This is a genomic window from Azospirillum sp. VT-I1 (assembly GCF_055698305.1).
The window spans coordinates 646,124-670,839 of the sequence record NZ_CP168803.1; the positions used below are offsets into that span (position 1 = coordinate 646,124).

Here is a 24,716-nt window from a genome sequence, read left to right on the forward strand (position 1 = left end):
GCGCTATAGAGGGCGCCACCCGCCATCCCTTGGCCCCGCTGCGACCGGATCCGTTGCCATGCTGACCGTTTCGGACCTCGACCTGTATTATGGCGACGCCCAGGCGCTCGACGGCGTTTCGCTGCAGGTCGCGGCGGGGGCGACCACCGCCATCGTCGGCGCCAACGGGGCGGGCAAGACCTCGCTGATCCGCGCCGTCGCCGGCATCCTGAAGCCGGCCCGCGGCAGCATCCGCTTCAAGGACCGCGAGATCTCCGGCCTGCCCAGCCATGTCGTCTGCGATCTCGGCATCGGGCAGGTGGCGGAAGGCCGCCAGATCTTCCCCAGCCTCAGCGTGCGGGAGAATCTGGAGATGGGCGCCGTCATCCCGCGGGCCCGTGCCACCGCCCGGCAGACCTACGACCGGGTGCTGGACCTGTTCCCCCGCCTGCGCGAACGGCTGGACCAGGCCGCCGGCACCCTGTCCGGCGGCGAGCAGCAGATGCTGGCGATCGGCCGCTGCCTGATGGGCAAGCCCGACCTCATCATGTTCGACGAACCGTCGCTCGGCCTGTCGCCGGCCCTGGTGCAGGAGCTGTTCCGCATCATCCGGGCGCTGGCGGCCGACGGGATGACGATCATCCTGGTCGAGCAGAATGTCGCGGCATCGCTGCGGATCGCCGGACAGGCCTATGTGCTGGAGAATGGCCGGGTGGTGCTGTCCGGGACCGGCGAGGCGCTGCTGGCCGATCCCGCGGTGAAGCAGGCCTATCTGGGGCTGTAGGGGAGGAGGGGCGCGGCGGCCCCCACCCCGATCACTCGGCCCGAAGCCGATCCGTCAATACAGCCCCTGCGCCTCGCGCGCATAGTCCAGCAGCTTCTCCACCTGGCGGGAATCGAAGGAGAAGGGGCGGAAGCGCGCCCGCGCCTCCTCCGGCCAGCCGGCGGCGCTGTCCTCCGGCGCGTAGCCCAGCAGGAGCGTGGCGAGCGAGGCCGGCAGGCCGCTGGAGGTGGGCAGGAACACCACCGGACGGGTGCGCGCGAACAGGTCGGCCACGGTATTGGAGGCACCAAAGGCAACGATCACATCGGGATCGAAGCGCTCGACGGCGTCGACGATGGCGGTCAGCTTCTCCTCGTCGAACCGGGGCTGCGGGAAGGACAGCATGCGCACCGCCGCGCCATGGGCGGTGATGGTTTGTTCGCCGTCATACTCCTCGGTGACGTTGTAGCTGTATTCGGGCACGAAGCCGTTCTCGCCCGACACCGCCATGGCGTTGGGGTTCACGATCAGCACCGCGCAGCCATGGTCGTCCTGCAGGCGGCGGGCATAGTCGAAGGCGTCGGTTGTCGGCTGGTGCCCCTCGCCCAGCATCTGGTTGGTGATCAGCGCCACCCGCCTCACCTCTGCGCGCGGGGCCGCCCTGCGCATCCGGACGTCAAGGCCGTAGCGGCGCGCCGTTTCCTCCACCAGCAGGCGGTAGAAGCGGCGGAACTCGCCATGGGTGAAGGCGCCGACGTCGCCCTTGCGGACATCGCCCTGGAACAGCCGCATGGCGATGCCCCAATAGGCGTAATGCAGCGACGGCACCGAGAATCGCTGGGGATCGGCCAGCACCGCGTTGACCAGGGAGCGGTAATAGGCGATGTCGCCGGTCAGCAGGAACAGCAGCGACTGGCGCCGCATCACGTCGCCCATGGTGTAGCGGGCGTCGACCTCCGCCGCCGCGTCGGCGCGGATGTCGTCGTCATAGCGGCGGATCAGGTTGGCCAGCGCGCCGACATTGCCCCAGCCCTCGCCCTCGTTGGTCAGCAGGCTGAGCGCGCGGGCGAAACTCAGCGCCGCCTCGCGCTGGCGGCCGCAGGCGTGCAGGGCGTGGCCCAGATTGGCATGGAACAGGGGAGAGCCGTCGTCGCCGGCCACAGCCTGGGCGATGCGGTCCACCGCCTCCTCCGCCCGGCCGGATTGCAGGGCGATGACCCCCAGCAGATGAAGGGCGTCCGGATGGCCGGGCGACGCGTCCAGCACGTCGCGGTACAGGCGCTCCGCCTCCGCGGTGCGGCCGGCGCGGTGATGTTCCGTCGCGACGGCCAACGTCTGCTCGATCTGATCCATGATGCACGTCCTTGCTGTCGGGGCGGCCCCCATCCCCCGGAAGCCGTCGTCCCCTGCTGTTTACCCTGTTTTAGGAGACACGCGGTCAACTTTCCGCATGCTCGGTTCTACGACCATTCGGGGAAGCGGCGGCCGGGGCGCCGTCCCCTGCCTGACAACAGCCTTCGCGGCCATCCTGGCACGGTGCCTTTTGTGGGGGCTGCCCGCCTTCTGCATGGCCATGGCCGCCCAGATCGCACCGGCCGCGGCGCAGGATTCGGCGCAAAATCAGGCCCGGACGGCGGAGACCGCGGCCGGCGGGCCGTCGATCGCCATCAGCCTTGCCGACCGCCGACTGTACCTGACCGGGACGGACGGCGCGACCCGCAGCTTTCCGGTCGCCATCGGGCGTCCCGGCGTCCCGATTCCCGTCGGCGACAGCAGGATCCTGCGCAAGCGCCGCGACCCGACCTGGAGGCCGACCGCCAACCAGCGCCGGGAGAAGCCGTCCCTGCCGCGGGCGGTGCCGCCGGGACCGGACAACCCGCTGGGCAGGTTCGCGCTCGACCTCGGCTGGCCGGCCATCGCAATCCACGGCACCAACGATCCGGATTCGGTGGGGCGGCAGGCCAGCGGCGGCTGCTTCCGCATGCTGCCCGCCGACATCGAAACCGTCTTCGCCGCGGCGGAGGTGGGGACGCCGGTGCGGGTGGTGCGGGACTCGCTGGCGGGAGGCGCGCCGAAGCCGCCCGCGATCCAGCCGGCGAGGACGCTTCCGGTCGCGGTCAAGGCGGCGGTACCGACCGTTCAGCAGACGCCGAATCCGCTGCCGGTCCCGGCCGTCGCCACCATCGCGCCGGCACCTCCGCCGGAACCACCCCCGCAGCCGGTGGCCGACCCGCGCTGCGCCACGGTGACGGCGCCGCTGCGGCGGATGATCTGCGACGTGCCGGCGCTTGCCGTGCTCGACGGACGCGCCCGCGGCGCGCAGGAGCGCTTCCTGGCCGGCATCGCCGATCCGGCCGCCCGCGCTGCCGCGGCCTACGACCTGATCCAGGAGGAGCGGCGCTTCCACGAGCGGATCGCCGCCCTCTGCTGGATCCGCAGCGGGACGGAGGGCGACCCGGCCGTCGCCGCCGCGGCGCGGTCCTGCCTGACCACCGCGCTCGACCATCGGCTGGAGGATGTGGCGGAACGGATCGCGACGCTGCGCGGCGGCGCCCGGTTGGCGGGGCGGCCATAGGAAAGCCGAATCGCAGAGCCCGACCGTCATTCTGTCTTGCCTGGACCATCGGGGACTGCTAACCCGCAGAACCCCACCGTCCGGACAATCCGCCGCCCATGCCGATCGACTATTACCTGAACATCGCGGCCTCCGGGCTGCTGACCGGCCTGGTCTATGGGCTGGCGGCGCTGGGGCTGTCGGTCATCTTCGGCGTGGTGCGCGTCGTCAACTTCGCCCATGGCGAGATGATGGTGGCGGGCATGTACGGCGCCGTGCTGCTGGGCGGCTGGTGGGGGCTGGACCCGCTGCTGTCGGCCCCGATCATGGCGGCGCTGCTGTTCGCCTGCGGCTGGCTCCTGCAGCGCGGACTGGTGAACAAGTTCGTCGAGCGGCCGGAGCATATGCAGTTCATCCTGCTGCTGGGCATCGCCACCATCCTGGTCAACGCGATGCTGATGCTGTTCGGCCCCGACGCCCGCAACGTCCAGGTGCCCTACAGCTTCGACACGGTGGAGATCGGGCCGATGCTGCTGGATTCGGTGCGGCTGCGCGCCGGGGCGGCGGCCATCGTCGTGGCGGCGGCGCTGTTCGCCTTCTTCCGCTTCAGCCGCACCGGCAAGGCGATCCGCGCCTGCGCCGACAACCCGCTGGGCGCCCGCGTGGTCGGGCTGAACATCGACGGGCTCTATGCGCTGACCTTCGGCATCGGTGCTGCGGTGGTCGGGGTGGCGGGTGCCCTGATGACGCTGCTGGTCGATGCCCGGCCGCAGCTGGCCCCGGAGTACACGCTGCTCAGCTTCATCATCGTCATCGTCGGCGGGCTGGGCAGCCTGCCCGGCGCGCTGCTGGGCGGCGTGCTGATCGGCATGTCGGAGGCGCTGGCCGGCTTCCTGCTGACGCCCTCCCTGAAATCCCTGTTCAGCTACGGGGTGCTGATCGTGGTTCTGCTGCTGCGCCCGCAAGGGCTGTTGGGGAAACGGTCATGACCGGCCTTTCCGGAGTGACGGGACGCGGGATGGTCCTGCTGGCCCTGGCGGCGCTGGGGCTGGCGGTCGCCCCCCTGGTCGCCGACCGCTATCTGGTGTCGGTGCTGACCACCGTGCTGTGGTTCGCCTATGTCGGGCAGGCCTGGAACGTGATGATGGGCTTTTCCGGCCTGCTGTCGCTGGGCCATGCGCTGTATGTCGGCCTGGGCGCCTATGTCAGCGCCGCGCTGTTCGTCCATTTCGGCATCGGCCCCTGGGCCGGCATGGTCCTGGCGATGCTGGTGGCGGTGGCGGCCGGCTGCTCCATCGGATTCCTGGGCTTCCGCTTTGGGGTGAAGGGTGTGCATTTCGCCCTGCTGACCATCGCCTTCGCCGAGGTGGCGCGCGTCGGCTTCGACCACATCACCTGGGTCGGCGGCTCCGGCGGCTTCTTCCTGCCGGTGGAGGCGGGGGTCAGCGATCCGCTGAACCTGCGCGGCTCGCCCTTGCTGTTCTATTACGTCGCGCTGGCGCTGGTGCTGGGCGCGCTGGTCCTGTCGCGGGTGCTGCTGCACAGCCGTCTCGGCTACCAGTGGCTGGCGGTGCGGGAGGAGCCGGACGCGGCGGAGGCGTCGGGCGTCGACCTGTTCCGCGCCCGCATGACGGCGGTGGCGGTGTCGGCCGCCCTGACCGCGCTGGGCGGCGTGTTCCAGGCCTTCTATTTCAACAACCTGTTCCCGGAGCAGGTCTTCTCCATGGGCCGCTCCATCGAGATCATCCTGCCGGCCATCGTCGGCGGCATCGGCACGCTGATCGGCCCGATCCTGGGCGCCTTCATCCTGACGCCGCTGGGCGAGCTGCTGACCTTCCTGATCGAGGTCGGCGGGCTGGACCTGCCGGGTCTGAAGCAACTGTTCTACGGCGTGGCGCTGGTGGTGATCGTGGTGTTCCGGCCGGAGGGCGTGTGGCCCTGGCTGGCCCGCCGCCTGCGTCTCGTCCGCCAGCCGGGGAGGGTGCCTGAGATGACCGCACTGCTGGAGGTCGAGGGCCTGTCCAAGCGCTTCCGCGGGCTGAAGGCGGTTTCCGACGTCAGCTTCACCGTGCCGGAGGGGCGCATCCTGGCATTGATCGGCCCGAACGGCGCCGGCAAGACCACCACCTTCAACCTGATCGCCGGCGTCTTTCCGCCCGACGAGGGGCGCGTCACGCTGAAGGGCCGGCCGCTGACCGGGCTGAAGCCCAACCAGGTCTGCGCCGCCGGGATCGGCCGCACCTTTCAGATCGTCAAGCCCTTCGGCCAGCTGACGGTGGAGGAGAATGTCGTCGTCGGCGCGCTGGCCCGCGAAAGGTCGGTGGAGACCGCCCGGCTCCAGGCCCGCGCCGTGCTGGAGCGGCTGGAGTTGGCCGATCAGGCCAACCGGCCGGCGCGCAGCCTGACGCTGCCCGACCGCAAGCGGCTGGAGGTCGCCCGCGCGCTGGCGACCCGTCCGACCCTGCTTCTGCTGGACGAGGTGCTGGCCGGCCTGCGCCCGACGGAGGTCGACCGCATGGTCGGGGTCCTGCGCGAGCTGAACCGGCGCGAGGGGCTGACCATCCTGATGATCGAGCACGTCATGCGCGCAGTGATGGCGCTGTCCGACCGCGTCGTGGTGCTGGACCATGGCGAGAAGATCGCCGACGGCGCCCCGGCGGAGGTCGTGGCCGACCCCCGCGTGGTCGAATCCTACCTGGGAGCCGAGGCGCTGGACTGAAGCCTGCCCGCCTCAATTGCTGAGGTTCGACGGGTCCTCGCGGTAGCTGACGGCGGCGATCTCGGCGGTCAGCGGATGGCCGGGATAGGTGAAGCGGCGCAGCCATTCGGTGTCGCCCGATGCGCTCCAGAATCGCAGCATCAACCGGCCCGGCATGCGCGGCAGCAGCTGCCCCTCCTTGGCCGCGACCTGATGCACCGGCTTGCCGTCCACCGTCCAGACGATGCCGTCCGGCTTCCAGTCGAAGCCGTAGCTGTGGAAGCCCTTGGCGGCGTCGAAGCCGAGGTCGACCACCGTGTCGCGGTGCCCGACGCCGTTGGCGACCCAGCTGATCTCCATCTTGGTGGTGTCCTTGCCGGCGATGCCGAAGGTGATCTCGTCCCACGGATCGCCGAAGGGCGGGCCGGTGTAGTGGGAGACCGAGGTCATCACCCCGTCGGCCTTCACCGCCTTCAGCGACACCGCATAGCTGCCGTAGCCGTAGAAGCGGTGGGTGGAATACTCGCCGCAGGAATAGCGGTCCCGGCCGCTGATGTCGTCGCTGACCGACAGGGCGAGATGCCCCTTTTCCGACGTGACGTTGGCGCGGTTCCAGCTGCAGTTCATGTGGCCGCCGGCCTTCCAGCCGTCGGAGCGCTGCCAGCGCGAGGCGTCGAACTTCCCGGACTTCTCGCTGAAGCTGCCGCCGAGATGGCTGAACAGGCCGTCGGCCAGCGCCGGTCCGCCGGCAGCGGCCAGCAGGGCCGAAAGCCCCCGGCGACACAGGCGGCGATGATGCGTGCTTTCCGGTTGCCGTATGTCCGTTCGCCGTTTCCGGCGTCGTCGTTGCGCATGGCCGATCCTCCCGCTGAGAACGGGCCGGCGCGCAATTTCGGTCGGCCCCCACCCCCATATCGCGAGGGCAGGGCAGGGCGGCAATTGTGCGGGCGGGGTGGGGCCGGCGCCGGCGGACTTACCTCCGCCGATAACCGCGGAGCCTCAGACGTCGGTGACGCCGCTCTTGGGGATGCGCACGTCGCGGTGGACCGACATGCTCAGCAGCAGGCCGACGCCCACCATCAGCGTCATCATCGCCGACCCGCCGTAGGACACCAGCGGCAGCGGGATGCCGACCACCGGGATCAGCCCCATCACCATCGCCACGTTGACGAAGACGTAGAGGAAGAACTGCGCGGTCATGCCGACCGCCACCAGCCGGCCGAACTGGCTGCGGCTGTTCAGCGCGATGATCCAGCCATAGATGAACAGCAGCAGGTAGAGCGCCAGCAGAGTCAGCGCCCCGACCATCCCGAACTCCTCCGCCAGAACGACGAAGATGAAGTCGGTATGCTTCTCCGGCAGGAACATCAGCTGGCTTTGCGATCCCGACATGAACCCCTTGCCGAACAGCCCGCCGGACCCCAGCGCGATCTTCGACTGCAGGATGTTGTAGCCGGCGCCGAGCGGATCGGTCTCCGGATCGAGGAAGGTGTAGACGCGCTGCTTCTGGTAGTCGTGCAGGAACTCCCAGGCGACGGGAATGGCGCCGAGCCCGCCGCCGATCACCAGCAGGAACTTCCACACCCGCACGCCGGCGGCGAAGAACACCGCACCGCTGCCCAGGATCAGCAGCAGCGAGGTGCCCAGGTTCGGCTGCATCAGCACCAGGGCGACGGGGGTGAAGACCAGCAGAAGGGGAGGGATCAGCAGCAGCGGACGGCCGATCTGGTCCAGGGTCACCCCGTGGAAATAGCGGGCGAGCGCCAGCGTCAGCGCCGGCTTCATCAATTCCGACGGCTGGAGCTGGAAGAAGCCGAGGTCGATCCAGCGCTGGGCGCCCATGCCGATGCGGCCCATCAGCTCCACCGCGATCAGCAGGCACAGCACGATGAAGAAGATGACGTAGGCCGACTTCATCAGGTGCCGGATGTCCACCAGCGCGATGCCCAGCATCAGGACGAAGCCGGGGACGGCGCGGACCAGCTGCGGCTGGGCCCAGGGTTTCCAATGGCCGCCGGCGGCGGAATAGAGCAGCCCGACCCCGACCCCGGTGATCGTGCAGACCAGCAGGACCAGCCCCCAGTTGATGAGCCTGATCTTCGTGCCGAGCGTCAGCTGCGACCGCTGCGGCTCCAGACCGCCGGAGCCGAGATGGGAAAGAACCACGACCGTACGCCGATGTTGCCGGAAAGGAGGGACAGGCTCCGGCAGCCCGCCGGAGGTAACCGGCGCGGATAATGCGGCAAGCCGCCCCATCGGTAAAGCCGCCCGTGCGGCGGCCGCTTTTTCTAACCGGCCCCCATGGGTGGGCAGGCGGGATCAGGCGGTGGGGATCAGGCGGCCGAGATCAGGCGGTCGCCACCGCGGTGCGCAGCGCGGACGCGGCAGGAAAGAAGCGCACCTGATTGCGGCCGGCGTTCTTGGCGTCGTAGAGCGCGCTGTCGGAGTGGGCGATCAGGTCGGAGAACTGGCTGTGACCCCGCGTCATGCTGACGCCGCCGATGCTGCAGGTCACCGTCACCCCGCCTTCGGCACCGAGCGGGGCCAGCTGGCGCTCGATGGCGCCGCGCAGCCGTTCGGCCAGCATCCGCCCGGCCTCCGCCCCGGTTTCCGGCAGCAGGATGGCGAACTCCTCCCCGCCTATGCGGCCGATGGAATCCTCCTGCCGGATCTGGCCGGCGCAGATGTCGGCCACCGCCTGGATCACCCGGTCGCCGAAGGGATGGCCGGCCCGGTCGTTGATCGCCTTGAAACGGTCGATGTCCAGGATCAGCACGGTCAGCTCCCGCCCATAGCGGCGGGCGCGGCGGAACTCGCCCTCGCCCAGTTCGAACAGGCGCCGCCGGTTGAGGGCGCCGGTCAGCCCATCGGTGTGGGCGAGCTTGGTCAGTTCGCGGTTGAACTCGTCGCTGGCCATCAGGATGTAGTTGATGGCGCCGACCACCGTGCCCAGCAGGGACAGCAGGAAGGTCGCGCGCTCCACGGTGTCGTCGACGAGCTGGCCGACCGGCGCCTCGTGGCTGAGGCCGGCGCCCATGCGGACGAGATAGACGATGGCGAGTGCCGCCGACAGCAGGCCGGTGACATAGTGCGGAACGCCGCGGTGCTCGTAGCGGACCAGCACCTCGAAGGCGATGACCAGCAGAACGGCGGCGGCGGCGAAGCTGACCAGCGTGCGGACCGCGGACAGATCGCCGCCGGCCAGCAACAGCAGCAGGCAGCCGAGTGCCACCGCGCCCCCAACCGCCACCGGAACCAGCCGCCGGACCGGCCGGTCCTGCAGATGGCGGACGCAGGTGTAGTTCATCGCCAGCCCGGCCAACCCGATCCCGTTCGCCAGCGGAATCAACAGTTCCGGCATCTCGTCGCCGCGCAGGCCGCCGATGAGGAAGGCGGAACCCAGCAGGAACTTGCCGTAGGCATAGGCACGCAGTGAATTGCGGATGTGGCGGGGATAGCGGCCGGACGCCACGACGATGGACAGCCCCACCGCAAAGCCGATCACTGTGATGACCTGCGCGATGAAGGTCGTGTCGAAATTCATCCGCCGGCCCGCCACGCCCGATTACGTCAGTATGCCTTCGGCACGCTATATGAAGTCTATGCCGCTGACAAGCCGTACCGGGCGAACTCTGGGTCGGGAGTTCTCGCTATTGCCGGTCTATTGTTATCAAGGATGATAGCGGGGCCTTACCGCTTGTCGGGCGCATAGCCCTTGGTGAACAGGTCGACCGCGGCATCGACGAAGCGTTCCAGATCCTCGTCGCTCGGCCGTTCGCTGAGGCAAAGCAGCAGCTTCATGTGCATGTTGGCCTTCAGCAGGCCGAAGAACTGGTGGGTGGCGAGATCGAAGTCGGTGATCGCCAACTCGCCCCTGGCCGCAACATGGGCCATGAACTGGCGCGCACGCTCGAAGGTCTCGGCCGGGCCGCTCTCGTAGAAGGCCTGGGCAAGCTGGGGTTGGCGCAGAACCTCGCCCAACACCATCCGGTAGACCCCCAGCGCCTTCGGCGAGGCGATGAAGCGGACAAAGGTCCGGCCGATCAGACGAAGCCCGTCTGCCGCCGGCAGGCGCATCGCCTCGTCCCAGACGCCGGACATCACGGAGTTGGCGCATTCACAGGCGACCATCGCCCGGAACAGCTCTTCCTTGCTGCCGAAATGCGCGTACAGCGTGGCCTTGGACACGTTCGCCTTCTTGGCGACCGCATCCATGCTGACGGCGCTGTAGCCATGCTCCAGGAACAGGGCGCCCGCCGCCTCCATGATCTGGGCCGGCTTTGAACCTGCTTCGGGAGTGGGGGCAACCAAGGTGGTCATACGCGCCTCGCCTGAGTCCATGTTCTTGGCCCCTACCGCGTTCCGCATCGCCCGACAAGCCCCCAGACACTCTGTTTCCAAAAACTGAACCGTTCAGTTCGGTCTTGACAACAGATAGGCCGTCCGCCATCTTCCGGCAAGACTAAACTGAACGGTTCAGTTTCTTTTCTGCGACGGCGCCGGCAAGAGCGCATGCGCGGAAGGGCGCGGACCGCGGTGGATTGGGGATAGAGACAATGGCGAATGGCGTGCGGAAGATCGTGCTGTCGGGCGTCGCACTGGCCGTGCTGGCCGGCGGCGCCGTCGCCGGCGAACATTGGTGGCGGGAAGGGCGGTTCATGGAATCGACCGACAACGCCTATGTGCAGAGCGACATCACCGTCGTCAGCCCGAAGGTCTCCGCCTATGTCCGGGACGTGAAGGCGGCCGAAAACCAGCTGGTGCGGGCCGGCGACGTGCTGGCGGTGTTGGACGACCAGGATTTCCGCGCCAAGGTGGCGGAGGCGGAGGCCGCGGCGACCGCGCAGAGGGCGGCGCTCGGCACGCTGGACAGCAAGCTGGATCTGCAGCGCACTGTGATCGACCAGGCCGCCGCCACGCTGGCGAGCGCCGAGGCCGAGCAGCGCCGCGCCCAGCAGGAGTATGAGCGCAGCCGCTCACTCGCCAACGACAGCTGGACCAGTCGGCAGAAGCTGGAAACGGCCGACGCCGACCTGCGCAAGGCGGTGGCCCAGGTCGCGCGGTCGCGGGCGGCGCTCGCCGCGGAGAACGAGCAGGTCAACGTCCTGCGCGCCACCCGGACCGAGACGGAGGCCCATCTGGCCCAGGCCGAGGCGACGCTGCGGACCGCGCGGATCGACCTGGAGAACACCGTGGTGCGGGCGCCGGTCGACGGCGTGGTCGGCAACCGCGGCGTCCAGGTCGGCCAGTATGCCCGGCCGGGCGTGCAGCTGCTGTCGCTGGTCCCGCTGCCCGACGTCTATGTGGTCGCCAATTTCAAGGAGACCCAGCTGTCGCGCATGCGCCCCGGCCAGCATGTCAGCATCTCGGTCGACGCCTTCCCCGACCGCCGTCTGGAGGGCACGGTGGAGAGCTTCGCCCCGGCCTCCGGCTCCAAGTTCTCGCTGCTGCCGCCGGAGAACGCGACCGGCAACTTCACCAAGATCGTCCAGCGCGTGCCCGTCCGCATCGCCCTGCCGCGCGACAACGCGCTGGCCGGCCTGCTGCGTCCCGGCCTGTCGGTGGTGGCGGAGGTAGACACCCGCGGCGCCGACGTCCCGCCGCATGTGACCTCTGGCGGCGTCTTCGGCGCGCTCGCCGACAAGCAGGCGGTGGCCGCCAAGTAACGGCGGCCACGGTCCGGCGGGGACGCCGTCCACCTCCCCCTTCTGGGGCGGCGTCCCCGTCACCCATCCAAGCGACATTTTGGCCGGAGCCATCCCTGGGCGGGATTCCGTCGGCCGCGATCCAAGGCAGCGGTTCCATGGCTAATCCGGCCCAGGGCATGCGCCCGCTCACCACGCGCGACATCGTCGGCTTCTTCGCGATGGTCGTCGGCATGTTCATGGCGATCCTGGACATCCAGATCGTCTCCAGCTCGCTGTCGGAAATCCAGGCGGGGCTGGCGGCCAGCGCCGACGAGATCTCGTGGGTGCAGACCTCCTACCTGATCGCGGAGGTCGTGATGATCCCGCTGTCGGGCATCCTGTCGCGCATCATGTCCACCCGCGTGCTGTTCACCGTGGCGGCCGCCGGCTTCACCCTGACCAGCGTCGCCTGCGCCTTCGCCGGCAGCATCGAATCGATGATCGTCTGGCGCGCGCTCCAGGGCTTCATCGGCGGCGCGATGATCCCGACGGTCTTCGCCACCAGCTTCATGATCTTCCCGCCGGAAAAGCGGGCCGGCGTGTCGGTGATGATGGGGCTGGTCGCCACCATGGCGCCCACCATCGGCCCGACGCTGGGCGGCTATCTGACCCAGCACATGTCCTGGCACTGGCTGTTCCTGGCCAACGTGATCCCCGGCATCGTCGTGACCTCGCTGGTCTGGTTCCTGGTGGACGTTGACCGGCCGAACCCGGAACTGCGCAAGGGCTTCGACTTCATCGGCCTGTTGCTGATGGCGACCTTCCTGGGCAGCCTGGAATATGTGGTGGAGGAGGGGCCGCGCAACGACTGGTTCGACGACGAGGCCATCCTGGCGCTGGCCGTGGTGGCGGCGATCGGCGGCATTGGCTTCTTCTGGCGGGTCCTGTCCTACCGCAATCCAATTGTGGAGCTGCGGGCCTTCGCCGACCGCAACTTCGCCATCGGGTCGCTCTACAGCTTCATCCTCGGCATCGGGCTCTACGGGTCGGTCTATCTGCAGCCGCTGTTCCTGGCGCGCGTGCGCGGCTTCAACAGCCTGCAGATCGGCGAGATCATGTTCGTGACCGGCGCCTTCCAGTTCCTGTCCGCCCCCATCGCCGGCGCCCTGTCGAAGCGGATGGACCTGCGCGCCATGCTGGCGCTGGGGCTGATCCTGTTCGGCAGCGGCGTCTGGATGAACAGCCACTTCACCGCCGAGACCGGATTCTGGGAGCTGTTCCTGCCGCAGGCGGTGCGCGGTATGTCGCTGATGCTGTGCTTCATCCCGATCAACAGCGTGGCGCTGGGCACCCTGCCGCCGGACAAGCTGAAGAACGCGTCGGGCCTGTACAACCTGATGCGCAACCTGGGCGGCGCCATCGGGCTGGCGGCGATCAACACGGTGCTGACCGACCGCAACGCCCTGCACATGAACCGGCTCGGCGACAATGTGAACCTCGCCCGGCCGGAGGTGCAGCAGATGGTGGACAATCTCAGCCAGCGATTCGACGGGCTGGTGGCCGATCCGACCGCCGCGGCGATGTCCCGGCTGGTCGGCCTGGTCCAGCGCGAGGCGATGATCCTGACCTTCAACGACGCCATGCTGCTGATGTCGGCGGTGTTCTTCGGCGCGCTTCTGTTCATGCCGCTGGTGCGGCGTCCGGGCGGGCCGGTGAAGGCCGACCATTGAGCGGCGCAAACCCGCGAGCGGCATAGGTTGTCGCCCGCGGGTTGTGCTATAGCTTGGCGCGGTCCCCCTGCCGAGCCCCCGCCGATCGCCATGAGCAAGCGCCAATATACCCGAGCCGAGGTCAAGGAACTGCTGGGCGCCCTGGAGCGCCAATGCCGCGAAGCCTCCAAGCTGGCCCAGCTGGCCGAGCATGAGGCGAGCAAGCACAGCTTCGGCGCCTACCGCGACTTCCGCGACAAGGTGGGAGAGTTCCAGGCCCTGGTGATCCTGATCGAGCAGCGCATGCGCAATCTGGTCGACGCCCGGTCCGACGACCTGCGCGACCAGTTCGAGAAGCTCGATACGGTGATGCTGGCCCTGCTGGTGCGCGCCAGCATGCGATTCTTCTTTGTGCTGTCGGCCAACCCGATCCTGCCGATGGGTGCGCGCGAGATCTTCGTCGCGGAGCTGCGCAGCCTGCACGACGCTGCGGAAAAGCTGCGGCGTCCGAACTATGCCGGCAAGCTCGGCCCGGAGCTGGAGCGGGAGCTGGAGACGGCCTCGCTGATTCTGGAAGAAATCATCGACAAGGCGCCGAGCCTGCTGAACTTCCGCGGGGTGCCGGTGAGTGGGGAGTAGGGGGCTTTGCGAAGCTAGACTCCCACCCTAACCCTCCCCCGCTGGGCGGGGAGGGGACAAGTGCTTGTTCGGAAAAGAAGCGGCAGTCCCTCCCCCGCCCAGCTCTCGCACAAAGCTCCGCTTTGTGCTGACGCGGCAGGCGGACCGGAGGTCCGCTGAGAGCGGGGAGGTTAGGTGGGGGCAATCGAAGCCTGCGCTAAGCCACCCCCAAAACCCCCTCACTTCGCCAAGAACTGCGTGATCGTCTCCCCCGCCTTGGCGATGTTCGCCACCCCGTCCAGATGGCCGAGAGTCGAGGTGATCGACTCCGTATACTCCACCGCGTTGCCCTGCTTTTCCAGACGGTCCTTCAGCGGACGCATGTTGCGGTCGGGCGGGAAGACGAGGTCGTCGGCGGACGGGATCAGCAGGACCGGCGCCTTGATCTTCGCCAGACCGTCCTCCAGCGAGCCGCCGTTGCCGGTGACGAAGGTCTGGTTGGCCTTCACCAGATAGAGGAAGTGGTTGGCGTCGCTCACCGCGGCGCGGCCGGACGCCGCCTTGTCCAGCCAGGCTTCGATGGCGTACTGGTTGCCCATCGCGGCCTTCGGGTCCTTGCCTTCTTCCGCCCATTTGCGGCCGAAGGCGGCGTCGGCCCATTTCCAGTGGCGGGCGTGCAGGGTGACCAGCTTCAGCGCTTCGGTCAGGCCGGCCTTCGGCTCCGTCTTGCCGTAATAGTCGCCGTTGTTCCAGTTGGGGTCGAGCTTGATCGGCGCCGCCCACAGGTTCAGCCAGCCGATCAGGAAGGGATCGGCCTCCGGCCCGCCGATGGCGGCGATGACGCGCTTGACCATGTCGGGATGGTCGGCCGCCCATTCGAAGGCCTGCAGCGAACCCATCGAGCCGCCCATCACCGCCTGCAAGGACTTGATGCCCAGACTGTCGATCAGCGCCTTCTGGACATTGACGAAGTCCTTGATGGTGACGATAGGGAAGCTCATGCCATAGGGCTTGCCGGTGTCCGGGTTGATGCTGGCCGGGCCGGTGGTGACGACGGTGGGGTCCTTGGGCGACAGGTTCACCAGCGTGTCGGAGCTGATGATGAAGTATTTGTCGGTGTCCAGCGGCTTGCCCGGCCCGATGATGCTGTCCCAATAACCGGGTGCCGCATCCTCCGCCTTGTATTTCCCGGCGGCGTGGCTGTTGCCGCTGAAGAAATGGGTGATGAGGATGACGTTGTCCTTCGCCTCGTTCAGCTTGCCGTAGCTTTCCCAGCCGATGCGGACGTTCTTGATCGTCCCGCCGCCGACGGTGGTGTAGGACGGCATCTCGAAAACCTTCTTTTCGACGATGCCGTCCAGCGCCAGCGCCGGCAGCGCGCCGAACAGGCATGCGGCCATGGCGAGCCCGCCGAGACGAGCGGACCAGGTGGATCCGCGGACAACCCGAGGCATGGGCAACCCCCTCCCAATTGTTTGCTGGACGGGCAGTCTACCCATACGGTTGTGTCTGTCCAGACGCCTTCGCTGACGCTTAAGGTTAGGTGCGCCCTCAGCGCAGGCGGACGGCGGTGCCGTTGACCGACACCATCAGCATGCCGTTCTCCTTGCCCAGCACCTCGTAATCGACGTCCACCCCGACAATGGCGTCGGCGCCGAGCGACCGTGCCGCCTCCTGCATGTCGGCGAAGGCCGCCTCGCGCGCCTCGCGCAGGGCCGCCTGATAGCCGCCGGCCCGGCCGCCGACGATGTCGCGCACGGAGGAGAACAGGTCGCGGAACACGTTCACGCCCATGATCGCCTCGCCGGCGACGATGCCCAGATACTGGGCGACGGGGCGGCCTTCGACGGAATCGGTGCTGGTGACGATCATCGCCGCGTTTTCCCTTGGCAGTTTCGATGCCGGACAGATGGGGGCTCTACGGCGGAGTCCAAGGCGGCACTGCGAATTCGCAGGTGCAGCTAGCCCATCGCACCTTCCCCCACCCCGTCCGTACCGTGTAGGACAGGGTTGAGGTCGCCGGGGGCGAAGGGGCAGGCTAGGGGGAAAGCGATGGACGACACGCGGCGTGCCATCCTGCGCTGGATGACCGGCGTCATGGAGGCGAAGGGCTGGAGCGCTGGCGGCTGGGCACGGCTGGCCGGCGTCACCGCCACCAACCTGACCCGTTTCCTGCGCGATCCGGTGATGGGCAGCGTGCCCAGCGCCGACACGCTGGCCCGCTTGGCCCGCGTCGCCGGGTCGGAACCTCGTTTCCTCGACGACCATGCCTATGCCCCGGTCTCCCGCGTGCCGGTGCTGACGCTGGAGCAGGCGCACATCTTCCTGGACCTTGGCCGCAGGGCAGGGGAGGCGTTCCTGGAAGGGGCGCTGAAGGACGGTGCGTCGTCGGTCGCCATGGACGGCCGGACCTCCCGTCGGGCCTTCGCGCTGCGCATCCTGTCCAAGAGCCTGGATGCCGCGGGCGTGCTGCCGCGCGACTGCGTGGTGCTGGAACCGCTGGACGTGCTGACGCCGCAGGCGGGCGACGTGGTGGTGACGGTGGGGGAGGGCACCATCTGCGGCTACCGCTTCTTCCCGCCGCACCTGATGCCGGTTTCAACCGACCCCGACTGCCGCCCGACCGCCATCGACCGCGCCCATGTGGCCGGAGTCGCTGTCCATGTCGTGCGAGCGCTTCGCATGTAAATCGCCTCCGCCGCATGAGTCGCGGCGCGCGTTCCGGATCCCTGCGACTCGCAAAAACGGACGTCTCTACTCCGTCCGTTTTGTCTTGTGACGAATCTCCAAAGAAGGCACCAAATATAGCGTGTTTCCAGGACTTTGCGCTGGTCTACGGCCAAGCCAAAGGTTCACGTTTTGTTCTTGAATGCTGCGTGTTCGCATCCCATATTCAGGGTCCGGTCAGGCGGTCCGAAAAACAGGCTGCGAAGTCGCAGCGGCGGTCACGCTTCGAAGCCGGAATGGCGGCCCGAATGGGGCCGGAACCGGGAATGGCGGAACGGCATGGCGATCACTCAGGCACAGCGGGAATTGCGGGCAGGGCGGCTCGGCTCGTCGGACGCCACGCGCGTGATGGCCGGCGACTGGCTGTCGCTGTGGCGCGAGAAGACCGGCCGGGTCGAGCCCGAGAATCTCGACCTCGTCGCCGCCGTGCAGATCGGCATCGCGACCGAACATCTGCACCCGCGCTTCGTCACCCATGCGACCGGACTGCCTTGCGTGCCGGCACCCGACACCTACCGCCATGCCGACCATGACTGGATGGTGGCGCATCCCGACTTCCTGGCCGGCAGCGAGGCGGGTGGGGCGCTCGACACCATCGTGGAGGCGAAGTTCAACAGCGGCTTCCAGAGCGATGCCGACCTCGCCCGCCGCTACCACTGGCAGATCCAGCATCAGCTGGAGGTGGTCGGGCTGGACCGCGCGCTTCTGTCGATCCTGCGCCCGACCGGCCACAGCCTGGTGACGGTGGACCGGCGCCCGGACGATGTTGAGCGGCTGGTGGAAACGCTGGAAGCCTTCTGGTGGCACGTCGTCAACGACGTCGAGCCGTCGGATCCGCTGCCGATGGACGGCCCGTCCTATGAGAACGGCCGCGTCTTCGACATGGGGCGCCACAACCGCTTCCGCGCCCTGGCCGACCGGCTGGTCGCCAACCGGGCGGCGGCGCTGGAGGTGAAGGAGGCCGAGGCCGCGCTGAAGGCGCTGATGCCGGACGATGCCCGCATCGCCTTCGTCGCGATGGATCAGCCGGACGGCCGGTCCGGCGGCCTCTATCTCGCGCGCGACCGCGAGGGCCGGCTCAGCCTGCGCTACGGCGCACCGCCGCGCCGGGCCCTGGCCGACGCGCAACATTGGATGCCCTCCGCTGACCCGAACGCGGTGGAACTCAGCCTGGATGCAGTGCTGGCCGCCGGCTGGGGTGAGGGGAGAGCCGAAACGTTTGGACAAGAAGGACCCAAATCATGGGACGCATGAGCAAGACCGACCACGTCGTCGCCGATACCGAAACCGCTGAATCCAATGTGGCCGAATCCAGCGTAGCCGAGTCCAACGTGCCGGAAACCACCGAGGTGGAGACCAAGTCCGGCGGCAGCCGTGGCTCGCAAGGGTCCAAAGGGTCCGCCGGCGCCAGCCGGGCGGCGGAGCCGCAGCGCATCGACACCATGTTCCTGTGGAACCGGCTGAAGCGCACCGACCCGAAGGCGACCAAGCCCTTCACCCGCTCCGGCGGCTTTCGCGGCACGCAGATCGACCCGACTTGGCGCTTCCAGATGATGACGGAGGTGTTCGGTCCGATCGGTAAGGGCTGGGGCTACGAGCAGGTGGACTGGACCATCGCGGAACGGATGATCTTCATCTGCGCCCGCGTCTGGTACATCGATCCGGAATCCAAGGAGAAGTGCTTCACCGGCCCGCAGTGGGGCGGGACCGAGATGGTCCGCCGCCGCAACGGCATGGAGATGCCGGACGACGAGTGCTTCAAGATGTCGATGACCGACGCGGTCGGCAAATGCCTGCTGCAGCTGGGTCTGGCCGCCGACGTCTATATGGGCCAGTTCGACGATAGCAAGTACCGGGAGGAGTCGGAGGCCTTCTATGCCGCCAAGTCCAACCCGGATCTGCAGCCCGCCGCCGTCGAGGCTTTCGAGGCGGAGGTGAAGCGCCGTCTGGGGGCCTGCCTGGACCTGGATGACCTGGAAGAGGTCTGGCGGTCCGGCGTCGGCACCCGCCTGCGCGAGATCGGCACTGTGGACCGCGCCGCCCAGCACCGCATCACCGGCCTGTTCGCCCAGAAGAAGGCCGAGATCCTGAAGCGCGAGGAAGAGGAGGGGCGGGAAGCCGCCTGACGGAACCATGGCCCAGACGACTCATGACACCGGCGACCGGTCGCCCAGCGGTCTTTTCCGCATGAGCGCCTGGGAAGGCGAGTTCGAGCGCGCCAACGCCCAGCTGCCGCGCTGGTACTGGAACCGCGACCAGCGGCGCCGCCACTACGCCCGCTGGGTGGAGGCGGAGGCCGAGACGCTGGCGATGCGGCTGTCGGGACTGCTGAGGTCCGACACCCCGGCGGAAACCGCAGGGGCGGCCCGCGTGCTGGTCGAGTCGCTGTCGCGTGACATCGACTGGGCTCGACGGTTGGAAGACTCGGAATCGGAAGACGGGACGTTCGCCCACGCCGCCTGATGGCAGGCGGCATCAAGGGAAGGATATCATCTCATGACGATAGAAGAGGTCCAGGCGCGTCTGCGCGCCGCTCAAGCCCGGCTCGGGCGTGAGGGCCGCTTCGCCCTCACCCTCAGCCTTGACGGGCGCGAGGAATGCTACATCACCCATTGGTTCCGCCCCGAGCCGCACGCCTTCGAGGACTGCCGCGCGGTCGGTTCCGGGACCCTCAGCGAGTGCCTCGACGCGCTGGACCGCTATGTGGCGGTGAACCGGGTGCGCGACGAGGCTCCGGTGCTGATGGCCGCCGAATGACATCCCCGTAACGGCCAAGCCATCGGCCTTTCTCCCCTCGTCCCCCCCGCGGACGAGGGGATTTTTTGCCCGCCGTTCGCGGACTGTCGAGGTTGTGTTATCGTCGCCACCTTCAAGCCGAAGGGGAGCGAACATGGATCCCGTACTTGCCTTCGTCAGCATCGCCGGGGCCATCGCGGTCGGCGCCGCCAGTCCGGGCCCAAGTTTCGTGCTGGTCGCCCGCACCTCCATCGCCGTATCCCGCCGGGCCGGTCTGGCAACCGCGCTCGGCATGGGGATCGGCGGCGTGTTCTTCGCGTCGCTGGCGCTGCTGGGGCTGCATGCCCTATTGTCACAGGTCGGCTGGCTCTATGCGGTGCTGAAGCTGGTGGGCGGCGCCTATCTGCTTTATCTCGCGGTCCGAATCTGGCGCGGTGCCGCCGAGCCGCTGGTGATGGCGGACGAGGGGCAGACGGCGCCCGCCGGGCTGATGCGGCCACTGCTGTTTGGGCTGCTGACGCAGCTGAGCAATCCGAAGACGGCGCTCGTCTATGGCAGCATCTTCGCCGCGTTGATGCCGGCCGAACCGCCGTTCTGGCTGTTCGTTTTCCTGCCTCCGGCAATCTTTCTGATCGAAGCCGGCTGGTACGCCATCGTCGCCGCAGCATTTTCCGCCGGCCGGCCGCGCGCCGCCTATCTCAGGTCCAAGCGCTGGGTCGACCGGGTTGCCGCGGCAGCGATCGGTAGCCTGGGCGTCCGTCTGATGTCGGACGCCTTGCCCCTCCCTAACCCTCCCCGCGTTCCGCGGGAGAGGGGACTGCCGCTGCATTGCAAACCTACCCTCTCCCGCAAAGCGGGGAGGGAGGGACCCGCGGCGCAGCCGTGGGAGGGAGGGGGCATCACGCTCCCCAAGCTTTACTTCTTCTTCCCCGCCTGCGCCCGCGCGAACGCTTCCGCAAAGGCGCTGTTGACCGGTTCCGGCGCCTTGGCCGGCTTTGCCGCCACCTTCGGCGCAGGCGCCGCCGGCCGGCGGTCCTGCTGCTGCGGACGCGCCGGCCCCCTCTGCTCCTCCCGGCGTTCCTCCCGCCGGGCCGGGCGGGGCGCTTCCTCGCCCATGCGCATGGTGAGCGCGATGCGCTTGCGCGGGATGTCGACCTCCAGCACCTTCACTTTCACCACGTCACCGGCCTTCACCACCGTGTGGGGATCCTTCACGAAGCTGTTGGCCAGCTGCGAGATGTGCACCAGACCGTCCTGGTGGACGCCGATGTCGACGAAGGCGCCGAAGGCGGTGACATTGGTCACCACGCCTTCCAACATCATCCCGGGCTGAAGGTGCTTCAGCTCCTCCACGCCCTCCTTGAAGGTGGCGGTCTTGAACTCCGGACGCGGGTCGCGGCCGGGCTTCTCCAGCTCCTTGATGATGTCTTCGACGGTCGGCACACCGAAGCGTTCGTCGGTGAACTCCTCCGCACTCAGGCCGCGCAGGAAGCGGGCGTCGCCGATAACGCTGCCGAGATCGCGGCCGGTCGTCTTCACGATGCGCTGGACCACCGGATAGGCTTCCGGATGGACGGCGGAACCGTCGAGCGGATTCTCGCCGTCGCGGATGCGCAGGAAGCCGGCGGCCTGCTCGAAGGTCTTCGGCCCCAGCCGCGCCACGTCGAGCAGCTGCTTGCGTGAACGGAAGGCGCCGTTGCGGTCGCGGTGCTCGACGATGTTGCGGGCGATGGTCTCGTTCAGGCCGGACACGCGGGTCAGCAGCGGGATCGACGCGGTGTTCAGGTCGACGCCGACCGCGTTCACGCAATCCTCGACCACCGCATCCAGCGAACGGGCCAGCTTGCCGCCTGCGACGTCATGCTGGTACTGGCCGACGCCGATCGATTTCGGCTCGATCTTCACCAGCTCGGCCAGCGGATCCTGCAGGCGCCGGGCGATGGAGACGGCGCCGCGCAGGCTGACGTCCAGGTTGGGAAACTCATGCGCCGCGGTTTCCGAGGCCGAATAGACCGACGCGCCGGCCTCGCTGACCACCAGCTTGGTCAGGGACAGCTCCGGATGGCGCTTCATCAGGTCGGCGGCCAGCTTGTCGGTCTCGCGGGACGCGGTGCCGTTGCCGATGGAGATCAGTTCCACCTTGTGCCGCGCCGCCAGCGCCGCCAGCACGGCGATGGAGCCGTCCCAGTCGTTGCGCGGCGGATGCGGATAGATGGTCGTCGTCTCCACCAGCTTGCCGGTGGAATCGACGACGGCGACCTTCACGCCGGTGCGGATGCCTGGATCGAGCCCGATGGTGGCACGCTGGCCGGCCGGCGCGGCCAGAAGCAGATCGTGCAGGTTGCGGGCGAAGACGCGGATCGCCTCGTCCTCCGCCCGCTCGCGCAGGGAGCCCATCAGGTCGGTCTCGATGTGCGGGCCGATCTTCAGCTTCCAGGTCCAGCGCACCACGTCGGACAGCCACTTGTCGGCCGGACGGCCCTGGTCGCGGATGCCGGTGTGGGCGGCGATGGCGCCCTCTGCCGGGTGGGGCTGGCCCTCTTCGACCGGCAGATCCAGACGGATGTCGAGCACGCCCTGTGCCCGGCCGCGGAACAGCGCCAGCGCGCGGTGCGACGGCAGCTTCGACCAGTTCTCCGAAAAATCGAAATAGTCGGAGAACTTGGCGCCCTCCGCCTTCTTCTCCTCGATCACCTTGGAGGTGACGACGCCCTTGTCCGCCATGGCGGTGCGCAGGCGGCCGACCAGTTCGGCATCTTCGCCGAACCGCTCCACCAGGATATGGCGGGCGCCATCCAGCGCCGCCTTGACGTCGGCGACGCCCTTATCAGCGTTGACGAAGGCGGCGGCCTCCGAATCCGGCTGCTTCCGCGGGTCGGCCAGCAGCGCGTCGGCCAGCGGCTCCAGCCCGGCCTCGCGGGCGATCTGGGCCTTGGTGCGGCGCTTCTGCTTGTAGGGCAGGTAGAGGTCTTCGAGCCGGGTCTTGGTGTCGGCTTGGCGGATCTGCAGTTCCAGTTCGGGCGTCAGCTTGCCCTGGTCCTGGATGGCCGACAGGATGCTGGCGCGGCGGTCCTCCAGCTCCCGCAGGTAGCCCAGCCGCTCCTCAAGGGTGCGGAGCTGGGTGTCGTCCAGGCCGCCGGTCGCCTCCTTGCGGTAGCGCGCGATGAAGGGAACGGTCGATCCCTCGTCGAGCATGGCGATGGCGGAAGCGACCTGGGACTCGCGGACCGACAGTTCGTCGGCGATGCGCTGGCTGATGGACAGCATGTGGCAGGGACCCTGCGGGCTGTGGTGACGATGCGAAAGGGCGACTGTCATAGCGCGTCGGGGCAGGGCGGCGCCACCCCGCCCTTTCGGCAGAGTGCCCGACGACGCGAAGCGGAAGCGGAACCATATGGCCGGGTTCTTCGCAAAAAGGTGGTAGGGGCGGATTTCCCGCATCCCTTCACCCGACGTTAACCATATCGGCCCTATACCTCTGCTTGCAACTTGGTTGCGTTTCCTCCCGAACCTAACTTACGGGCGGCCCTGCGGCGATAGCGCGGGGCCGCCTTTTTCTTTTGTGCGGCGGGATGCCGCGACCGGACCGGTATGAAGGAAAAAGGGCCGGGACGGACATGCCGCCCCGGCCTTACCCCGGAAGTGTCTGCCACCGGTCGAAACCGAAAGGATCAGGGAAGGCGGCTTTCAGCGAGACGCAGGCGGCCTTCCGGGGACAAGCGGGACAGGGTGTCGGCGACGCGTGCCTCGAACTCGCTCCGAAGCGCGGCGTCCTTGGCGTGGATGTTGTTGAACAGGGCCTTCAGACGCTCCGGATCGAAGGGTTCGGCCATCAATTCGGTGCGCAGGCGCGGCGCGAACTCCTCGCGGCCGACGCGGATGCGGACGAACAGCGGGCGCGCATCGTCGAGCGCCTTGCGCAGGATCGCCGCGTCGGCCGGCGACAGCCGGTCCGACACCTCGTCGACCAGCCGGCCCAGCATATGTTCGGGGCCGGGCGGCGGGGGCGGCCGGAAGGCGTGGGCGACGACGAAGCCGCCGGCCAGCATGTTCAGCGCAAGGGACCCGACCAGAAGGAACCAGGGCCAGCGGCGCCGGATGGACGGCGTCATCGCACGTCTCCCAGATAGCTAACGATCATCACGCCCGAAAGGCCGGGCGTGCTCGCCTTTTCGAAGGAAATCAGGCCCTGGCCGTAGCTGAGGAAGCCGACCACCGCCATGACTGTCAGGAATCCCGCAAGCGGGGCAGGGCGGAAGGGTGGACGCGACAGGAACCACGGCACGAATTCGGGAACGACCCGCTGGGCCAGACAATCGGCGATGCGGGCATAGACCTGCGCCTCCCGCCTGGACGAGACAAGCGGGGTCGATGCGGCATCCAGCAGCGTGTCGGTGACGGCGGCATCGGCCAGCAGGTCGCGGGCTTCAGCGCTGTCGTCAAGAAGGGTCAGCGCATCCACCCGGGCGGAGCGCGGCCAGCGGTCCAGATCGGCGCCATAGGCCGCGGCATAGCGTTTGAACTCTTTGAGCGTCATGACCGTACACCGTCCTTCTGACGGATCAGGGGTTGAAGCCGGGCCCGCACCACGCGGCGCGCCCGGACCAGCAGACTTTCCATAGCCGAAACAGACACCTGCAATATTTCCGAAGCCTCAGCGCACGTCATCTCCTCATGGTAGCAGAGACTAAGGGCCGCCCGCTGGCGTTCGGGCAGCGCCGCGATGGCGGCATCCACCGCCGCACCGATCCGGATGCCGTCGATCACCGTTTCGGCGCTCCAGGCCGGATCGGCGATCTCGCCGGCGTCGTCGATCGGGGCGAAGCTGCGCCGCCTTTTGTAGTCGATGGCGCGGTTCACCACGATCCTGTACAGCCAGGTCGTGAAGCGGGTTCCGTCGCCGCGCCAGCGGTCGGCGTTGGCCCAGATCTGCAGGAAGGCGTCCTGCGCGACCTCTTCGGCGTCGGCGGCGTTCCCGACCACCCGTTGGGCCAAGGCGATGCTGCGGCGCAGATGCCGGCGCGTGAGTGTTCCAAACGCTTTCCGGTCTCCGGCCGCGGCGCTCGCCATCAGCGCCTCGTCCGTCACCGTCTCCTCGGTAGGCTCCACGCCGTCTTCCGCCCGCTCCCGGTTGCTGTCATAGGCTTATACGCCGCAAGTGCAGGATCCCTGCGCAGGGACGACCCTGATTTCCGGCGCGTATGCGATGTCGCATAACGGCAAGTTTTTTCCATAATATGACTTATGTGTTTTTTGTCTGTAAGCGCAAGACTGAACTGTCAGCCCGTCACACCACCCACGCTCG

At 68.2% G+C, this 24,716-nt stretch carries 23 protein-coding genes and 1 pseudogene; 13 read left to right on the forward strand and 11 right to left on the reverse strand.

What is annotated here, in order from left to right:
* Window positions 1–58 precede the first annotated feature (58 nt).
* Window positions 59–763 (forward strand): ABC transporter ATP-binding protein, encoded by a 705-nt coding sequence (locus tag AB8P05_RS21435; RefSeq protein WP_472760272.1) that lies wholly within the window; start codon window positions 59–61, stop codon window positions 761–763.
* Between the two features lie 54 nt (window positions 764–817).
* Here AB8P05_RS21435 and AB8P05_RS21440 read toward each other — a convergent pair whose 3' ends face one another.
* Complete coding sequence (locus tag AB8P05_RS21440) at window positions 818–2,095, reverse strand: tetratricopeptide repeat protein (RefSeq protein WP_472760273.1); 1,278 nt, start codon at window positions 2,093–2,095, stop codon at window positions 818–820.
* A gap of 214 nt (window positions 2,096–2,309) precedes the next feature.
* Between AB8P05_RS21440 and AB8P05_RS21445 the strand changes: the two genes are divergently transcribed.
* The 3 genes from AB8P05_RS21445 to AB8P05_RS21455 all read left to right on the forward strand — a co-directional run bounded on the left by AB8P05_RS21445 (window position 2,310) and on the right by AB8P05_RS21455 (window position 6,015).
* Entirely contained in the window at window positions 2,310–3,317 is a 1,008-nt protein-coding gene (locus tag AB8P05_RS21445; protein WP_472760274.1) for a L,D-transpeptidase, read from the forward strand.
* Between the two features lie 98 nt (window positions 3,318–3,415).
* Window positions 3,416–4,285 (forward strand): branched-chain amino acid ABC transporter permease, encoded by an 870-nt coding sequence (locus tag AB8P05_RS21450; RefSeq protein ID WP_455174339.1) that lies wholly within the window; start codon window positions 3,416–3,418, stop codon window positions 4,283–4,285.
* Window positions 4,282–6,015, forward strand: a complete 1,734-nt coding sequence (locus AB8P05_RS21455; protein ID WP_472760275.1) for a branched-chain amino acid ABC transporter ATP-binding protein/permease — start codon at window positions 4,282–4,284, stop codon at window positions 6,013–6,015. The genes AB8P05_RS21450 and AB8P05_RS21455 overlap by 4 nt, the downstream gene beginning before the upstream one ends.
* Window positions 6,016–6,027: 12 nt before the next feature.
* Here AB8P05_RS21455 and AB8P05_RS21460 read toward each other — a convergent pair whose 3' ends face one another.
* The 4 genes from AB8P05_RS21460 to AB8P05_RS21475 form a co-directional block, all read right to left on the reverse strand.
* Window positions 6,028–6,621: a family 16 glycosylhydrolase gene (locus AB8P05_RS21460; RefSeq protein ID WP_472760276.1), complete on the reverse strand. Its 594-nt coding sequence runs from the start codon at window positions 6,619–6,621 to the stop codon at window positions 6,028–6,030.
* A gap of 372 nt (window positions 6,622–6,993) precedes the next feature.
* On the reverse strand, window positions 6,994–8,160 hold the full coding sequence (rodA, locus tag AB8P05_RS21465) for a rod shape-determining protein RodA (protein ID WP_455174335.1): 1,167 nt from the start codon (window positions 8,158–8,160) through the stop codon (window positions 6,994–6,996).
* Between the two features lie 181 nt (window positions 8,161–8,341).
* A complete protein-coding gene (locus AB8P05_RS21470; RefSeq protein WP_472760277.1) occupies window positions 8,342–9,538 on the reverse strand; it encodes a GGDEF domain-containing protein in 1,197 nt (398 codons plus the stop codon).
* A gap of 146 nt (window positions 9,539–9,684) precedes the next feature.
* Window positions 9,685–10,314: a TetR/AcrR family transcriptional regulator gene (locus AB8P05_RS21475; RefSeq protein WP_455174333.1), complete on the reverse strand. Its 630-nt coding sequence runs from the start codon at window positions 10,312–10,314 to the stop codon at window positions 9,685–9,687.
* Between the two features lie 236 nt (window positions 10,315–10,550).
* On the opposite strand from AB8P05_RS21475, the gene AB8P05_RS21480 reads away from it, so the two are divergent.
* From AB8P05_RS21480 to AB8P05_RS21490, 3 genes are all read left to right on the forward strand, one after another.
* Window positions 10,551–11,660: an HlyD family secretion protein gene (locus tag AB8P05_RS21480; RefSeq protein ID WP_472760278.1), complete on the forward strand. Its 1,110-nt coding sequence runs from the start codon at window positions 10,551–10,553 to the stop codon at window positions 11,658–11,660.
* Window positions 11,661–11,797: 137 nt separating this feature from the next.
* Window positions 11,798–13,351, forward strand: coding sequence for a DHA2 family efflux MFS transporter permease subunit (locus AB8P05_RS21485; RefSeq protein WP_472760279.1), 1,554 nt, complete (start codon window positions 11,798–11,800; stop codon window positions 13,349–13,351).
* Between the two features lie 90 nt (window positions 13,352–13,441).
* The gene (locus AB8P05_RS21490; protein ID WP_455174330.1) at window positions 13,442–13,969 is read left to right on the forward strand and encodes a hypothetical protein; all 528 of its coding nucleotides are present in this window, start codon (window positions 13,442–13,444) and stop codon (window positions 13,967–13,969) included.
* A gap of 218 nt (window positions 13,970–14,187) precedes the next feature.
* Here AB8P05_RS21490 and AB8P05_RS21495 read toward each other — a convergent pair whose 3' ends face one another.
* Together AB8P05_RS21495 and AB8P05_RS21500 are read right to left on the reverse strand one after the other, a co-directional pair.
* Window positions 14,188–15,402 carry an E22 family MetX-like putative esterase gene (locus tag AB8P05_RS21495; RefSeq protein ID WP_472760280.1) on the reverse strand — a complete coding sequence of 405 codons (1,215 nt, stop codon included), beginning with the start codon at window positions 15,400–15,402 and terminating at the stop codon, window positions 14,188–14,190.
* 97 nt (window positions 15,403–15,499) lie between these two features.
* On the reverse strand, window positions 15,500–15,820 hold the full coding sequence (locus AB8P05_RS21500; protein ID WP_455174328.1) for a heavy metal-binding domain-containing protein: 321 nt from the start codon (window positions 15,818–15,820) through the stop codon (window positions 15,500–15,502).
* Between the two features lie 180 nt (window positions 15,821–16,000).
* Here AB8P05_RS21500 and AB8P05_RS21505 point away from each other — a divergent pair, with 180 nt between their 5' ends.
* The 6 genes and pseudogenes from AB8P05_RS21505 to AB8P05_RS21530 form a co-directional block, all read left to right on the forward strand.
* Complete coding sequence (locus tag AB8P05_RS21505; RefSeq protein WP_455174327.1) at window positions 16,001–16,636, forward strand: XRE family transcriptional regulator; 636 nt, start codon at window positions 16,001–16,003, stop codon at window positions 16,634–16,636.
* 318 nt (window positions 16,637–16,954) lie between these two features.
* The gene (locus AB8P05_RS21510; RefSeq protein WP_472760281.1) at window positions 16,955–17,929 is read left to right on the forward strand and encodes a YqaJ viral recombinase family protein; all 975 of its coding nucleotides are present in this window, start codon (window positions 16,955–16,957) and stop codon (window positions 17,927–17,929) included.
* On the forward strand, window positions 17,917–18,801 hold the full coding sequence (locus tag AB8P05_RS21515) for a hypothetical protein (protein ID WP_472760282.1): 885 nt from the start codon (window positions 17,917–17,919) through the stop codon (window positions 18,799–18,801). Before AB8P05_RS21510 ends, AB8P05_RS21515 begins: the two co-directional genes overlap by 13 nt.
* A gap of 7 nt (window positions 18,802–18,808) precedes the next feature.
* Window positions 18,809–19,138 (forward strand): hypothetical protein, encoded by a 330-nt coding sequence (locus AB8P05_RS21520; protein WP_472760283.1) that lies wholly within the window; start codon window positions 18,809–18,811, stop codon window positions 19,136–19,138.
* A 33-nt stretch (window positions 19,139–19,171) separates the two neighbouring features.
* The gene (locus tag AB8P05_RS21525) at window positions 19,172–19,432 is read left to right on the forward strand and encodes a hypothetical protein (protein ID WP_109156138.1); all 261 of its coding nucleotides are present in this window, start codon (window positions 19,172–19,174) and stop codon (window positions 19,430–19,432) included.
* A gap of 133 nt (window positions 19,433–19,565) precedes the next feature.
* A pseudogene (locus AB8P05_RS21530) lies at window positions 19,566–20,186 on the forward strand (LysE family translocator); the annotation flags it as partial.
* Window positions 20,187–20,326: 140 nt separating this feature from the next.
* Here AB8P05_RS21530 and AB8P05_RS21535 read toward each other — a convergent pair.
* The 4 genes from AB8P05_RS21535 to AB8P05_RS21550 form a co-directional block, all read right to left on the reverse strand.
* Window positions 20,327–22,678: a Tex family protein gene (locus AB8P05_RS21535; protein ID WP_472760284.1), complete on the reverse strand. Its 2,352-nt coding sequence runs from the start codon at window positions 22,676–22,678 to the stop codon at window positions 20,327–20,329.
* Between the two features lie 404 nt (window positions 22,679–23,082).
* Window positions 23,083–23,523 carry a periplasmic heavy metal sensor gene (locus AB8P05_RS21540; protein ID WP_472760285.1) on the reverse strand — a complete coding sequence of 147 codons (441 nt, stop codon included), beginning with the start codon at window positions 23,521–23,523 and terminating at the stop codon, window positions 23,083–23,085.
* Window positions 23,520–23,948 carry a hypothetical protein gene (locus tag AB8P05_RS21545; protein WP_472760286.1) on the reverse strand — a complete coding sequence of 143 codons (429 nt, stop codon included), beginning with the start codon at window positions 23,946–23,948 and terminating at the stop codon, window positions 23,520–23,522. Before AB8P05_RS21545 ends, AB8P05_RS21540 begins: the two co-directional genes overlap by 4 nt.
* Window positions 23,945–24,520: a sigma-70 family RNA polymerase sigma factor gene (locus AB8P05_RS21550; protein WP_472760287.1), complete on the reverse strand. Its 576-nt coding sequence runs from the start codon at window positions 24,518–24,520 to the stop codon at window positions 23,945–23,947. The genes AB8P05_RS21545 and AB8P05_RS21550 overlap by 4 nt, the downstream gene beginning before the upstream one ends.
* Between the last annotated feature and the right edge of the window lie 196 nt (window positions 24,521–24,716).

Excerpts from the sequence above, each read along its gene's own strand:
- AB8P05_RS21505 (WP_455174327.1), top strand. The coding sequence starts at position 16,001 with ATGGACGACACGCGGCGTGCCATCCTGCGCTGGATGACCGGCGTCATG.
- AB8P05_RS21545 (WP_472760286.1), bottom strand. The coding sequence starts at position 23,948 with ATGACGCTCAAAGAGTTCAAACGCTATGCCGCGGCCTATGGCGCCGAT.
- AB8P05_RS21480 (WP_472760278.1), top strand. The coding sequence starts at position 10,551 with ATGGCGAATGGCGTGCGGAAGATCGTGCTGTCGGGCGTCGCACTGGCC.
- AB8P05_RS21500 (WP_455174328.1), bottom strand. The coding sequence starts at position 15,820 with ATGATCGTCACCAGCACCGATTCCGTCGAAGGCCGCCCCGTCGCCCAG.
- AB8P05_RS21435 (WP_472760272.1), top strand. The coding sequence starts at position 59 with ATGCTGACCGTTTCGGACCTCGACCTGTATTATGGCGACGCCCAGGCG.
- AB8P05_RS21535 (WP_472760284.1), bottom strand. The coding sequence starts at position 22,678 with ATGCTGTCCATCAGCCAGCGCATCGCCGACGAACTGTCGGTCCGCGAG.
- AB8P05_RS21470 (WP_472760277.1), bottom strand. The coding sequence starts at position 9,538 with ATGAATTTCGACACGACCTTCATCGCGCAGGTCATCACAGTGATCGGC.
- AB8P05_RS21440 (WP_472760273.1), bottom strand. The coding sequence starts at position 2,095 with ATGGATCAGATCGAGCAGACGTTGGCCGTCGCGACGGAACATCACCGC.
- AB8P05_RS21485 (WP_472760279.1), top strand. The coding sequence starts at position 11,798 with ATGGCTAATCCGGCCCAGGGCATGCGCCCGCTCACCACGCGCGACATC.
- AB8P05_RS21450 (WP_455174339.1), top strand. The coding sequence starts at position 3,416 with ATGCCGATCGACTATTACCTGAACATCGCGGCCTCCGGGCTGCTGACC.
- AB8P05_RS21525 (WP_109156138.1), top strand. The coding sequence starts at position 19,172 with ATGACGATAGAAGAGGTCCAGGCGCGTCTGCGCGCCGCTCAAGCCCGG.
- AB8P05_RS21490 (WP_455174330.1), top strand. The coding sequence starts at position 13,442 with ATGAGCAAGCGCCAATATACCCGAGCCGAGGTCAAGGAACTGCTGGGC.
- AB8P05_RS21520 (WP_472760283.1), top strand. The coding sequence starts at position 18,809 with ATGGCCCAGACGACTCATGACACCGGCGACCGGTCGCCCAGCGGTCTT.
- AB8P05_RS21540 (WP_472760285.1), bottom strand. The coding sequence starts at position 23,523 with ATGACGCCGTCCATCCGGCGCCGCTGGCCCTGGTTCCTTCTGGTCGGG.
- AB8P05_RS21445 (WP_472760274.1), top strand. The coding sequence starts at position 2,310 with ATGGCCATGGCCGCCCAGATCGCACCGGCCGCGGCGCAGGATTCGGCG.
- AB8P05_RS21460 (WP_472760276.1), bottom strand. The coding sequence starts at position 6,621 with ATGAACTGCAGCTGGAACCGCGCCAACGTCACGTCGGAAAAGGGGCAT.
- AB8P05_RS21510 (WP_472760281.1), top strand. The coding sequence starts at position 16,955 with ATGGCGATCACTCAGGCACAGCGGGAATTGCGGGCAGGGCGGCTCGGC.
- AB8P05_RS21515 (WP_472760282.1), top strand. The coding sequence starts at position 17,917 with ATGGGACGCATGAGCAAGACCGACCACGTCGTCGCCGATACCGAAACC.
- AB8P05_RS21475 (WP_455174333.1), bottom strand. The coding sequence starts at position 10,314 with ATGACCACCTTGGTTGCCCCCACTCCCGAAGCAGGTTCAAAGCCGGCC.
- AB8P05_RS21495 (WP_472760280.1), bottom strand. The coding sequence starts at position 15,402 with ATGCCTCGGGTTGTCCGCGGATCCACCTGGTCCGCTCGTCTCGGCGGG.
- AB8P05_RS21455 (WP_472760275.1), top strand. The coding sequence starts at position 4,282 with ATGACCGGCCTTTCCGGAGTGACGGGACGCGGGATGGTCCTGCTGGCC.